Source organism: Actinomadura rupiterrae, from assembly GCF_024172125.1.
In the GTDB taxonomy this organism is placed as follows: domain Bacteria; phylum Actinomycetota; class Actinomycetes; order Streptosporangiales; family Streptosporangiaceae; genus Spirillospora; species Spirillospora rupiterrae.
In genome coordinates, this window is record NZ_JAMZEA010000022.1 from 33340 (window position 1) to 44750 (window position 11411).

General features: G+C 72.1%; 13 protein-coding genes. 10 read left to right on the forward strand and 3 right to left on the reverse strand.

What is annotated here, in order from left to right:
- Nucleotides 1-150: 150 nt before the first annotated feature.
- Genes FHU30_RS45390 through FHU30_RS45435 form a run of 10 tightly spaced genes read left to right on the forward strand, consistent with a single transcriptional unit; the run spans nucleotide 151 to nucleotide 8854 of the window.
- Complete coding sequence (locus FHU30_RS45390; protein WP_253883934.1) at nucleotides 151-498, forward strand: NADH-quinone oxidoreductase subunit A; 348 nt, start codon at nucleotides 151-153, stop codon at nucleotides 496-498.
- Nucleotides 489-1583, forward strand: a complete 1095-nt coding sequence (locus FHU30_RS45395) for a hypothetical protein (RefSeq protein WP_253883935.1) — start codon at nucleotides 489-491, stop codon at nucleotides 1581-1583. The genes FHU30_RS45390 and FHU30_RS45395 overlap by 10 nt, the downstream gene beginning before the upstream one ends.
- Nucleotides 1576-2487: a complex I subunit 1 family protein gene (locus FHU30_RS45400; protein ID WP_253883936.1), complete on the forward strand. Its 912-nt coding sequence runs from the start codon at nucleotides 1576-1578 to the stop codon at nucleotides 2485-2487. The genes FHU30_RS45395 and FHU30_RS45400 overlap by 8 nt, the downstream gene beginning before the upstream one ends.
- A gap of 12 nt (nucleotides 2488-2499) precedes the next feature.
- Entirely contained in the window at nucleotides 2500-3084 is a 585-nt protein-coding gene (locus tag FHU30_RS45405) for an NADH-quinone oxidoreductase subunit J family protein (RefSeq protein ID WP_253883937.1), read from the forward strand.
- The gene (gene nuoK, locus FHU30_RS45410) at nucleotides 3081-3386 is read left to right on the forward strand and encodes an NADH-quinone oxidoreductase subunit NuoK (protein WP_253883938.1); all 306 of its coding nucleotides are present in this window, start codon (nucleotides 3081-3083) and stop codon (nucleotides 3384-3386) included. The genes FHU30_RS45405 and nuoK overlap by 4 nt, the downstream gene beginning before the upstream one ends.
- Nucleotides 3383-5215 carry an NADH-quinone oxidoreductase subunit 5 family protein gene (locus FHU30_RS45415; RefSeq protein ID WP_253883939.1) on the forward strand — a complete coding sequence of 611 codons (1833 nt, stop codon included), beginning with the start codon at nucleotides 3383-3385 and terminating at the stop codon, nucleotides 5213-5215. Before nuoK ends, FHU30_RS45415 begins: the two co-directional genes overlap by 4 nt.
- Nucleotides 5212-6714 carry a complex I subunit 4 family protein gene (locus FHU30_RS45420; RefSeq protein WP_253883940.1) on the forward strand — a complete coding sequence of 501 codons (1503 nt, stop codon included), beginning with the start codon at nucleotides 5212-5214 and terminating at the stop codon, nucleotides 6712-6714. Before FHU30_RS45415 ends, FHU30_RS45420 begins: the two co-directional genes overlap by 4 nt.
- The gene (locus FHU30_RS45425; RefSeq protein ID WP_253883941.1) at nucleotides 6714-8078 is read left to right on the forward strand and encodes an NADH-quinone oxidoreductase subunit N; all 1365 of its coding nucleotides are present in this window, start codon (nucleotides 6714-6716) and stop codon (nucleotides 8076-8078) included. The genes FHU30_RS45420 and FHU30_RS45425 overlap by 1 nt, the downstream gene beginning before the upstream one ends.
- A 27-nt stretch (nucleotides 8079-8105) precedes the next feature.
- Nucleotides 8106-8405, forward strand: a complete 300-nt coding sequence (locus tag FHU30_RS45430; protein ID WP_253883942.1) for a putative quinol monooxygenase — start codon at nucleotides 8106-8108, stop codon at nucleotides 8403-8405.
- A 38-nt stretch (nucleotides 8406-8443) separates the two neighbouring features.
- The gene (locus FHU30_RS45435; protein ID WP_253883943.1) at nucleotides 8444-8854 is read left to right on the forward strand and encodes an ASCH domain-containing protein; all 411 of its coding nucleotides are present in this window, start codon (nucleotides 8444-8446) and stop codon (nucleotides 8852-8854) included.
- Here the strand turns inward: FHU30_RS45435 and FHU30_RS45440 are convergent.
- The 3 genes from FHU30_RS45440 to FHU30_RS45450 form a co-directional block, all read right to left on the reverse strand.
- Nucleotides 8851-9765 carry a leucine-rich repeat domain-containing protein gene (locus FHU30_RS45440; protein ID WP_253883944.1) on the reverse strand — a complete coding sequence of 305 codons (915 nt, stop codon included), beginning with the start codon at nucleotides 9763-9765 and terminating at the stop codon, nucleotides 8851-8853. The two genes, FHU30_RS45435 and FHU30_RS45440, sit on opposite strands and share 4 nt — an antisense overlap.
- 43 nt (nucleotides 9766-9808) lie before the next feature.
- Nucleotides 9809-11011, reverse strand: coding sequence for an MFS transporter (locus FHU30_RS45445; protein WP_253883945.1), 1203 nt, complete (start codon nucleotides 11009-11011; stop codon nucleotides 9809-9811).
- 111 nt (nucleotides 11012-11122) lie between these two features.
- A partial coding sequence (locus tag FHU30_RS45450; protein WP_253883946.1) for an SAM-dependent methyltransferase occupies nucleotides 11123-11411 on the reverse strand: 289 nt, incomplete at its 5' end.

An 11411-nucleotide genomic window follows, 5' to 3' on the forward strand; every position in this document is an offset into this window, starting at 1 on the left:
GGACTTGTACCTCCGACACTGTGTAGGACATACTCGCTGCCGGTACGGCATACGGATGCCGGGTAGAGGCATAGGGACATTTCCCGACGTGGCGGCGTTGTCCGCCACCCCGGGACCGCTGGATGGCCGGGAGGCCGGAGGGGAGCGCGGATGCAGCCGTTCGTCGCCGCGCTCGCGCTGCTCGGCCTCGCCGCCGCGCTCGTGTGCGCCGCGTACGCGGTGTCGGCGTTCACCGCCCTGCCCGGTTCGCCGGTCGCCGGGCCTTACCTGTCCGGCGGGCTTCCGGCCGAGCACGCCGTGTCGCGCTACCACGTCCGCTGGTACGTGGTCACGATGGTCTTCCTGGCCTTCGACATGGAAATGGTCTTCATGTACCCGTGGGCGCTGGTCGTGACGTCCGTCGGGCCGAAGGCCGTCGTCGAGATGTTCGGCTTCCTCGCGCTGCTGCTGGTCGGCGTCCTGTACGCGTGGCGGGAAGGCGCGTTCCGATGGGCCTGAGAGGCGTCCTGCTCCGCTACGCGGCCCGCCGCCCGCGCCCGCTCGTCGTGCCCGTCCCCGGCTTCACCGCCGTGCGGCTCGCCGCCGAGGCGGAGTTGCGGCACCGCGGCTGGCGCCCTGCGCTGTCGCCCGCTGAGGCCGACCTGCTCGTGGTGTGCGGGAGCCCGGGCCACGGGCTGGCGCGGGCGATCGACACGGTGTGGGACGAGATGCCCGGCCCGCGCGCCCGCGCCGACGCCCTCGACCCGTCCGGCGTCCTGGCCGCGCTGGACGCCCCGTCCGCCGACCTGGCCGACGAGCCGACCCAACTCCACGACGCCGCCACCCGCACGTCCTTCACCGCCGAAGAACCCGAGGACCACGCCGCCATGGGTCACGACTCCATGAGTCATGAAGGCATGGGGCACGGGATGGGACATGCCGGGATGGACCACGGTGACATGGGTGGGCATGGCGGGCATGAGGGGCATGGCGGGGGTCATGAGCATCACATGATGGGGGCGCCGCACGGGCTGGCGATGGCGGGTCGGGCGCCGGACCGGGACGGGCTCAAGCTGGATGTTCTGCACGTTCCGTTCGGGCCGGTGCTCGCGGACTGGCCCGCCGGGCTTCGCGTGACGCTGACCCTGCAAGGGGACGTCGTGCAGGCGGCCGAGGTCGAGACCCTCGGCGGCGGCGCGGGCGGCGAGCGCTTCTGGGACGAGTCGAACGTCCCGGCCGCCCGCCTTGACTCACTCGCGCGCCTGCTCTCCGTTGCCGGATGGACAGGCCAGGCCGCCCAGGCTCGGCTGCTGCGTGACGAGATGCTCGACGGACGCGCCGAACCCGCCCGCATCGAGAAGTTCGTCCGCCGGACGCGGCGCTCCCGCACGCTGCGCTGGATGCTCCAGGACGTCCGCCTCGGCGACTTCAACGCCTGGACGCGCATGTCCGACCTGCTCGCCGGGATCAGCGGAGAGACGCCTCCCGCCAGGCATCCCGCTCCGCTCGGCGAACTGCTCGTCGGCGTGGACGTCGCGGCGGTGCGGCTGATCGTCGCCGCGCTCGACCCCGAGACCGAGGGCGCGGAGGTGACGCATGTCTGAGTCCGTGCTGGTCGTCCCGCTGCTCGTGGCGCTTCTGGCGTTCGCGGCGGCGGCGTTCGACGCCGTCCTCGCCGCGTCCGCCGCAGGGAGTCCCGGCGCCTGGCGCGTTTGGGACGCGCCGTTGCGCGAGGCCGCGCGGCTGCTCGTCCGGCAGCGGAGGAACACTCTCGCCGCTGACCGCCTGCTGCGACGGACCGGCATCGCGGTTCTTCCGGTGGCGGCGGTGCTCGCGGCGGCCGTCCTGCCGCTGGGCGGGGCGGACGCGGCGTCCGACTCGTCCATCGGGATCGTGTGGTTCAACGCGGCCGAGGTCGCGGTCTGGGCGGGAGTGTGGCTCGCGGGCTGGAGCGTGAACTCCGCGTACTCGCTGGTCGGCGGCTACCGGATCATCGCGCAGGGGCTCGCGTACGAGCTGCCGCACATGTTCGCGCTGATCACGGTCGGCGTCGGCGCGGAGTCGCTGCGCTTCGCGGACGCGGTGTCCGCGCAGCATGGGCTCTGGTTCGCGGTGCAGATGCCGGTCGCGTTCGCCGTGTACCTGCTGTCCGCGCTGGCGATGGCGTTCTGGGGTCCGCTGGCGTCCCCGGTCGGACGCGATCTGGCAGGTGGCGCGATGGCCGAGCTGTCCGGAGCCGATCGACTGGTTTTCCTGGCGGGACGCTACGCGATGCTCGCGGTCGCGGCTGCCGCCACGGTCCCGCTGTTCCTGGGCGGGGGAGCGGGACCGCTGCTCCCGGCGTGGCTTTGGACGCTGGTGAAGACGCTCGCCGTCCTGGCCGCGCTCGTATGGGCGGGCCACCGCGTGCCGGTCCTGCGCATGGACCGCTTCATGGGCTTCGCGTGGACGGTCCTGATCCCCCCCACGCTCCTGCAACTGCTGGTCACCAGCCTGATCGCGCTGTGAGGAGGAACCGAGATGTGGCGTGACGCGGCGTTCTGGATCCTCGCCGTGCTCTCCGTGGGCACCGGAGCGGCGGTGTTCGTCGTCGACTCGATGGCGCGGGCCACCTTCGCGCTGCTCGCGTCCTTCCTCTGCGTCGGCGCGGTGCTGCTGCTCATCGACCTGCACTACCTGGGCGTCCTGGTGGTGCTGATGATGATCATGGAGATGCTGGTGATGGCGGTCTTCATGATCATGTACATGATGAACCCGGCCGGGCTCATGCCGATGACGATGGTGCACAACCACCGCAACGCGCTCGGCATCTCCGCCGGCGTCTTCGTCCTGCTGGCGGGCGGGATCCTCACCGTCCGCTGGCCGCACCGCGAGGGCGCGCCGCCGGCCGACCCGACGCGCGCGCTGGGCGAGGCGCTCATGGGCCCGAAGATGCTGGTCATGATGGTGATCGGGCTGGCCATCCTGGCCACCATGATCGCCTCCGTCGTCCTCGCCACCCACCGCGGCCGCTACGACCAGGACGAACACGAGCACGAGCCGCAGCCCCAGGACGCGCACGAGCACCACGCGCATGAGCACCACGGGCACGGGGGTGCGGCGTGAACCTGGAGACGTTCCTGCTGCTCGCGGCAGCGCTGTTCGCGGTCGGGTTGTACGGGGCGCTGTCGCAGCAGTCCGTCGTGATGCTGATGATGGGCCTGGAGCTCATGGTGAACGGCCTGGTCGTGGCCGGTGGCGCGTTCTGGTTCTACGTCGCGCCCGGCTCGGCGGACGGCCAGGTCCTCGTGCTCGTCGCGGTGACCGTGATGGCGCTGGAGATGGCCATGGGCTTCGCCGTGGTGACGGCCCTGTTCCGCGCCCGGGACGTGGACGTCACCGACGACGCATCGGATCTCAAGGGATGAGCGCGCTCGCCTGGGCGCTGCCCGTCCTTCCCCTGGCCGCAGGGGCGCTCCTCCTGCTGGCCGGACGCCGCGCGGACAGGATCGCGCCCCTGGCCGGCGTCCTCGTCGCGCTCGGCACGCTCGTCCTCGCGGTCGCCGCGGCGGCACAGCGCCCGAAGGTGACGTTCCCGCTGTTCGCCGGGCTTCCGGCGGGCCTGCACGTGGACGGCCTGTCGGCGGTGATGGTGCTGACCGTGGCGTCCGCCGCGCTCGCCGTGCTGGTCTTCGCGGCCGGGGACATCGGCGCGGACGAGCCGCGCGCCCGGTTCTTCGGGCTGATGCTGGTGTTCGCCGGGGCGATGCTCGTGACGGTCACGGCGTCCGATCTGGCGGTGCTGCTCATGGCCTGGGAGGTCATGGGCGCGATGTCCTACGCGCTGATCGGGTTCTGGTGGCACGACCCCGAGCGCGTGGAGTCGGCGAACGTCGCGTTCCTGACGACCCGCGCCGGTGACCTCGGGCTGTACTTCGCCGCCGGATGCGCGGTCGCGGGCACGCACTCGCTCTCGCTCGGCGCGCTCGCGGACGCGGCGTCCCCCTGGCGCGACCTGGTCGCCGCCGGGATCGTCCTGGCGGCGTTCGGGAAGTCGGCGCAGCTGCCGTTCTCGTTCTGGCTGTCGCGGGCGATGGCGGGTCCGAGCCCGGTGTCGGCGCTGCTGCACTCGGCGACGATGGTCGCGGCCGGGGCGTACCTGCTGATCCGCGTCCATCCGCTGCTGGAGGCGACCGGGTGGGCGGAGGCGCTGGTCGCCTGGGTCGGCGCGCTCACGGCGCTGGTCATGGGCGCGGTCGCCGTCGCGCAGCGCGATCTCAAGCAGCTGCTGGCCGCCTCGACCTGCGCGCAGATCGGGTTCATGGTGCTCGCGGCGGGCGTCGGTTCGGTCGCGGGCGGGGCGGCGCAGCTCGTCGCTCACGCGGCCGTGAAGTGCCTGCTCTTCCTCGGGGCCGGAGCCTGGCTCACCGCCCTCGGCACCAAGGATCTCGGCGAACTGCACGGCGCGGCGCGCCGGTTCCGGCTCGTCGGCGTCACGTTCGGCGCGGGCGCCCTGGCGCTCGCCGGGCTTCCGCCGCTGTCGCTGTGGGTGACGAAGGACGTCGTCCTGGCGTCCGCGCCGACGCCGCTGTACGCCGTGGGGCTGGCGGCGGGCGTCCTCGCGGCGGCGTACTCGGTGAAGGCCCTCGTCGCGGTGTGGCGCCCCGAGGACGCGCTGACCAGGGACGACACCGATCAGCGCGGGACGCGGCACGTCGGCCTCGCCGAACTCCTGCCGATGCCGGTGCTGGCGGCGATCGGCGCGGGCTTCGGGATCGTCGCGCTGCCCGGCGTCCTTGGACCGTGGCAAAGGCTGCTCGGCGCGTCCGGAGAGCACGGTCCCACGGCGGTCGAGCTGCTGCTTTCCGGTGCGATCGCCCTGGTGGTGGCCGTTGCGGTGTCGCGGCGTCCCGTCCCTGAGCTCAGGGTCGCCGCGAACTGGTTCTACCTGGAACGGGCGGCCGACCGGCTCGTGGCGCGGCCCGTGCTCGCGTTCGCGGAAGCGCTCGCCCGGTTCGACGACCGCGTGCTGGACGGCGCGGTCCGGATGGTCGCGGCGGGCGGACGGGCCGCCGCGTCCGTCGCGTCGCGTCGGCTGGAGTTCCCCGCGGACGGCCTGGTGGACGGCCTCGGCCGCGCCGTCCGGCGGCTGGGCGCCCTCGCCCGCCGCCCGCAGACCGGCCAGGTGCACACCTACTACGCCCAGGCCGCCGTCCTCCTCGTCGTGTTGGCCCTCGTCGTCGTTCTGGTCGGGTGACCGTGCTCTCCCTCGTGATCTTCCTCCCGCTGGCCGCCGCGCTCGCGCTCTTCCTGCTGCGCCTGGGCGACCGGGCCGCCGTCTGGACGTGGGTCGCCGCGTCCGCCGCCGACCTGGCGCTCGTCGCCGGGCTCTGGATCGGCTACGACGACCCCGGCGTCGGCTACGAGGAGAACGCGCGCTGGATCCCGTCCGTCCGGGCGGGATACCACCTCGGCGTGGACGGCCTGTCGCTGCCGCTGCTCGCCCTCACCGCCCTGCTGTTCCTGTGCTGCGCGGTGTACTCGCTGAAGCAGGCGCGGCGGACGCAGCGGGCGCGGACGTTCGCGGCGCTGTTCCTGTTCCTGGAGACGGTCAGCCTCGGCCTGTTCGCGGCCCTGGACCTGCTGCTGTTCTTCGTGTTCTTCGACCTGTCGATCGTCGCGATGTACTTCGTCATCGCGGGTTGGGGGCACGGCGACCGGCTGCGCTCGGCGCTGCGGTTCTTCCTCTACACCTTCTTCGGGTCGCTGGCGCTGCTGCTGGGCTTCATCGGCCTGTACCTCGGCTCGTCCCCGAAGACGTTCGACATGGTCGAGCTGGCGCGGAACCCGCCGCTCGCCGGTTCGCCGGGCCTGGCCGATCTCGTCCTGCTCGCGATCGCCGTCGGGCTCGCGGTGAAGACGCCGACCGTCCCGTTCCACACGTGGCTGCCGCCCGCGCACACCGACGCGCCCGCCGCCGGGTCCGCGATCCTGGCGGGCGTGCTGCTGAAGATGGGCACCTACGGGTTCGTCCGGATCGCGATGCCGATGCTCCCGGACGCCTGGCGCCGCTACGCGTGGGTGATCGTCATCGTCGGCGTGGTGAGCGTGGTCTACGGCGCGCTCGTCGCGCTGGCGCAGCGCAACCTCAAGCGCCTGGTCGCGTACACGTCGGTGAACCACATGGGCTACATCGTCCTCGCGGTCGGCGCGGCCGGTCTCGCCGGGGACGGGGCGGCCCGGCGGCTGGCGGTGACGGGCGCGGTCACGCAGATGGTCAGCCACGGCCTGCTCACGGGCGCGCTGTTCCTGCTGTGCGGGGTCCTGTACGACCGCACGTCGTCCTACGACATGGACGAGTACGGCGGCGTGGCGAAGGCCGCGCCGGTCTTCGCCGGGATGCTCGCCGTCGCGTCGTTCGGCTCGCTCGGGCTGCCGGGTCTGTCCGGGTTCATCGCCGAGTTCCAGATCTTCACCGGCGTGATCGGTGCAGGCACGACGGGCGCGGCCGTCGCGGGCGGGATCTCGGTGCTGGGCGTGCTGATCACGGCCGCGCTGTTCCTGCGGGTGCTGCAGCGCGTCCTGCTGGGGACGCCCGGGACCCTGACCGCCGAGGTGACCGACGCCGGACGGGCCGAGCGCGCGGCGATCGTCCCGCTGCTCGCGCTCGCGGTGGTCATCGGGATCGCGCCGCGGTTCCTGCTGGACCTGGTCGAGCCCGTGCCGTCCGCGGTGATCGCGCTGGTCGCCCGGTGATGCGCGAGAACCCGGCCGACCTGCTGCCGGAGCTGTGCACGCTGCTCGGCGCCGTCCTCGGCCTGCTGACCGGCATGTTCGTCCCGCGGCAGCGGCAGTGGGCCGCGGTCCTGGTCTGCGCGCTCGGGGTTCTGGCGGGCCTGGTGTCGGCGGCGTTCGCCGTGCCGGGGCCGCGCGTGATGACGTTCGACGCGTTCATGCTCGACCCGGTCACGCACGTCACGCGCGTGACCGTGCTGGGCTCGACGCTGCTCGTCATGGCGCTGGCCTTCAAACCGCTGCGCGGGCACCGCCGCGAGACCGAGTTCCATGTGCTGACGGTCTTCACGGCTTTGGGCACGGTCGCGTTGGGCGCTTCGTCCGATCTCCTGGTGCTGGTGGCCGCTTACCTGCTGGCGAGCATCCCGTCGTACGCGCTGGCCGGGTTCGGGAAGGACGCCCAGGGCACCGAGGCCGCGCTGAAGTACTACCTGATGGGCGCGCTTTTCGGCCTGCTCATGCTCACCGGCGTGACGCTGCTCTACGGCCTCGGACGCGGCACGTCCTACGAGACGCTCGGGCGGAACCTGCCGGACAACACGGTCGTGACGGTCGGCGCCATCCTGCTGGTGGCGGGCCTGCTGTTCAAGGCAGGCGGCGTCCCGGCCCATTTCTGGGTTCCGGACGTGGCGGAAGGCGCGTCCCCGGTCGTGGCGGCGCTGGTCACGACGATCCCCAAGATCGGAGCGTTCGCCGCGCTCTTCCGCCTGGGCGCGGAGGTCACGCCGCACTCCTGGGCGCTGACCCTCGCGCTGGTCGCGACCGCGACGATGACGCTGGGCAACCTGGCCGCCTTCGGACAGGACAACGTCCGCCGCCTGCTGGCCTACTCGACCATCAGCCAGGCGGGGTACCTGCTCGTCCCGGTCGCGATGGCCGGACGCACCGACCTCGCCGAGCCCGCCCTGCTCTACTACATCGCCGCCTACGCCCTGACGAACCTGGGCGCCTTCGCGGTCGTGGTCGCCGTGGGACGCGACCGCATCGGCGACTACCGCGGGCTCGCGCCCCGCTCGCCGCTGCTCGTCCTGTCGCTGGTCATCTGCCTGCTGGGCCTGATCGGCACACCGCCGACGGCCGTCTTCGTCGGAAAAGTCCTGATGCTGGGCGCGGCCCTCGACGGCCACTACACCTGGCTCGCCGTCGTCGCCGCCGTGAACACGGTCGCCAGCGTCTTCTACTACCTGCGCTGGATCGTCCCGTGCTTCGCGCGCGCGGACGAGGGCCCGGTTCCGTCCCGTCCGGCGGCGATGGTCGCCTACCTGGCGACCGCCCTGACACTCGTCCTGGGCATCGGCAGCGGCATAGCCCTGTCCCTCAACTGACCGCTAGCGTGTGCGGCGGGAGGACACATGGCCGTACACCACGTCGTCACCATCCACGTCGCGCCCGGACGGGCGGACGAGTTCGCCGCCGCGTTCAACACCCTGCGCAGCGCCGTCCAGCAAGAGGAAGGCTGCGAACAGTACGAGCTGTTCCAGAGCCTCGACGCCCCGGACAAGCTGGTCATCCTGGAACGCTGGACCGACCAGGCCCTGCTCGACCGGCACCAGGAAGTGGAACGCACCCAGTACACCAAGCTCATCGAGCCCCTCATGAAGCTCTGGGCACCCGGAGACCCGCCGTCCGTCGCCCGCTACGAGACCCCCTGAACGCGATCACCGGAATCGGGGCCGCATAGGCTTCGACGATGGAGAACGACGAACTTCCGGCGCTCGAACTCGCCTTCCCCGGCCCGGAGCGGGACCGCGGTGTGGCGGCGATCGAGGACGGCCGGAAGACCGCCCTGACCGGCCTCATGGAGATCTACGAGCACGCCGGCGAGCCGCTGCCGGAGGAAGGGCAGCGCTTCGCCGTGCTGGACTCGGACGGCCTCCCGGCGCTCACGATCGAGCTCACCGAGGTGCGCGTCGTCCCCATCAAGGAGATCGACGACGACTTCGCCCGCGCCGAGGGCCGCGGCTACGCGAACGCCGCCGAATGGCGGAAGGCCCACGAGGAGTTCTTCCAGAGCGAAGGCGTCGCCGAGTTCCTCGGCCACGTCCCCGACATCGACGACGAAACCCTCATCGTCGCGGAACGCTTCCGCGTCGTCGGCTAGAAGTCCCGCCCGTCTGCGACGTAGTGGTAGGTCTCGTCCTCGAAAGGCCCGTGGTACTCGCCGCGCCCGTCGCCGAGATCGATCTCGGTGTCCGGAAGCGAGTCCCGAAGCCGTCGCATCATGTGGTCGGACAGGTAGTGGTGGTGGAGGTCCAGCTGCCGCAGGCGGGTGAGCGGCCGGCCGGACAGCAGGTGCCCGGCCCCCAGGTCGGTGAGAGTACCCCGCGCGAGACACAGCGCCTCCAGGCGGGCCACGACGGGAGCAGACGAGATCACCTCGGCCACCTCGTCCTGGCGGTCACTGTTCTGAAGGCCGAGACGCCGCAGTGACGGCAGTCGTGCGCCGCTCGCGAGCTGTTCCAGGTCGGCCGGACCGGCTACGTTGTCGACGCCCAGCCACAGGTCGAGGTGTTCCAGTTCGGGCATATCGCTGTTCGAGATCGCGTCCAGCACTCCGGACGGCAGGCAGCATGACTCCACCCGGAACGTTCTCAGAGCCTCATGGCGGAAGGGTTGCAGCTCCAGCCCTTGCCTTCCGCGGACGTCCAGCCGCTCCAGCAGCGGGAAGCGTTCGAGAACGGGGGTGATGTCGTCCTGCCAGATGAGGGGGAAGTCCTGCTCGTCGCCCAGGTACAGCGCGCGCAGGTTGGGGAAGCGGTCCGCGCTGTCCAGGAGATGCTCGGCGGCGGACGGGCCGTCGAAACCGGTGAAGGCGACGAGCAGCGCGGTGACCTGCGTGGAGTCGACCCGCTTCAGGAAGCTTTCGAAGGTCTCCCCGAACTCGGGCGGCCCAGAGATCGCGGCGGAGAGCCGCCAGGCCACTCCCGGGCGGACGATCTGCCGATGGCCTTCCGGGTTGAATTCCGCGACGGGCAGGCCGTGGAACTCCTCGGTACGGATATATCCGGGCATGGCGGACGAGTCTAGTGACCGTTCGGTCGGCATGTCCGGAAGATCAACTTTTGGCGCGGTCGAGGAGGGCGGCGGCGAGGGTGAGGAGGGCCAGGGCCGCGCCGGTCCAGGGGATGGCGGCGAGGCCCGAGCCCGCGTTGAGGACGGCGCCCGCGACGGGCGGGACGAGGCTGATGCCCAGCTGGAACATCGAGACGGTGGTGGCGCCGGCGAGCGTGGGCGCCTCGCCCGCGATCGCGAACACGCGGGCGTAGAGCGCCGGGTTCAGGACGAAGCCCGCGACCCCGAGCATCGGGACGAGCACGACCGCGGCGACGGGATGCGAAGCGAGCAGCGCCAGCAGCGCCGAGACCGCGGCGATGCCCAGCGCTCCGGTGAGCAGCGCGCGGTGCGGACGGCCGTCGGAGATGCGTCCGCCGACGGTGAGGCCGGCGAACGCGCCCACGCCGAACAGGGTCAGGACGGCCGGGACCCACACGTCCGGAATGCCCGTGACGTCGGTGAGCAGGGCCGCGAGGTAGTTGTAGGTGACCATGTAGGACGCCGTGCTCAGCAGCGTCGCCGCGAACACGACCCACAGGCCCGGACGGCTCAGCACCCGCAGTTCGCGGCGGACGCTCGGCTCGGCCGCCGCACGGGTCGCCGGCACGGCGGCGAGCGTCAGCAGCGCGCCGGTCGCGGTGAGCGCGACGATGACCCAGAAGCCGCCGCGCCATCCGGTGAAGTGGCCGAGCAGCGCGCCCGCCGGGCCGCCGAGCACCATCGCCAGGCTGAGCCCGCTGACGACCACGCCGGACGCGCGGGCCGTCCGGTCGGGCGGGACGAGGGCGACCGCGGTGACCGTCGCGACCGCGAAGAACCCGGCGTAGGCCAGCCCGCAGGCGAACCGCGTCGCCAGCAGGACGGCGTAGTCGCCTGCGAGCAGGCCGGCCGCGAGGCAGGCGGCGAAGGCGAGCTGGGCGGTGACCAGGGTCGTCCGCCGGGGCCAGCGCAGGGTCAGGACGGCCAGCGGCGGCCCGCCGAGGACCACGCCGATCGCGAACGTGGAGATCATCCATCCGGCGGACGGCAGCGAGACGCGCAGGTCGTCGGCGATGTGCGGCAGCACGCCCGCGACGAGGAACTCGGTGCTGCCCATCGCGAACAGGCTGAACGCGAGCAGGTACACCGGCAGCGGCAGCGCTCTCGATGGCGCGGCGTCCGGGACGGTGCGTCCCGCGCGGGAGGTGGTGGCCTTCTTCGGCATGGGGGGTTCTCCTGAGTCGTAGTGATCGACTACGACTCAGGCTGATCCCCGGCCCTCCGAACGGGCAACAAGCGTTGCTGAAACCGGGACGCGCGGGCTGCGGCCCGCGGGTTACGGCTTGCGGGCGATGGCTCCCACCATCAGCCGCTCGCTGATCGACAGCTCGTGGTCGAGCGGGGCGTCCGGGCGCCATTCGGGGAGGTAGACCAGGCCGGGGGCGACCATGTCCAGGCCGTCCATGTAGACGGCGATCTCCTCCGGGGTGCGGAAGCGGCCGGTGCCGAGGAAGTGCAGGAAGGTCTTCTCCAGCTCCTCCGACTCGGGGCCCGAGCGGCAGAAGTGCGAGAGGAACAGGTGGCTGCCGGACGGGACGGCGTCCATGTACGCCCGGACGATCCGC

Excerpts from the sequence above, each read along its gene's own strand:
- FHU30_RS45435 (WP_253883943.1), top strand. The coding sequence starts at position 8,444 with ATGGAGAACGACGAACTTCCGGCGCTCGAACTCGCCTTCCCCGGCCCG.
- FHU30_RS45430 (WP_253883942.1), top strand. The coding sequence starts at position 8,106 with ATGGCCGTACACCACGTCGTCACCATCCACGTCGCGCCCGGACGGGCG.
- FHU30_RS45445 (WP_253883945.1), bottom strand. The coding sequence starts at position 11,011 with ATGCCGAAGAAGGCCACCACCTCCCGCGCGGGACGCACCGTCCCGGAC.
- FHU30_RS45390 (WP_253883934.1), top strand. The coding sequence starts at position 151 with ATGCAGCCGTTCGTCGCCGCGCTCGCGCTGCTCGGCCTCGCCGCCGCG.
- FHU30_RS45415 (WP_253883939.1), top strand. The coding sequence starts at position 3,383 with ATGAGCGCGCTCGCCTGGGCGCTGCCCGTCCTTCCCCTGGCCGCAGGG.
- FHU30_RS45440 (WP_253883944.1), bottom strand. The coding sequence starts at position 9,765 with ATGCCCGGATATATCCGTACCGAGGAGTTCCACGGCCTGCCCGTCGCG.
- FHU30_RS45395 (WP_253883935.1), top strand. The coding sequence starts at position 489 with ATGGGCCTGAGAGGCGTCCTGCTCCGCTACGCGGCCCGCCGCCCGCGC.
- FHU30_RS45405 (WP_253883937.1), top strand. The coding sequence starts at position 2,500 with ATGTGGCGTGACGCGGCGTTCTGGATCCTCGCCGTGCTCTCCGTGGGC.
- FHU30_RS45400 (WP_253883936.1), top strand. The coding sequence starts at position 1,576 with ATGTCTGAGTCCGTGCTGGTCGTCCCGCTGCTCGTGGCGCTTCTGGCG.
- FHU30_RS45425 (WP_253883941.1), top strand. The coding sequence starts at position 6,714 with ATGCGCGAGAACCCGGCCGACCTGCTGCCGGAGCTGTGCACGCTGCTC.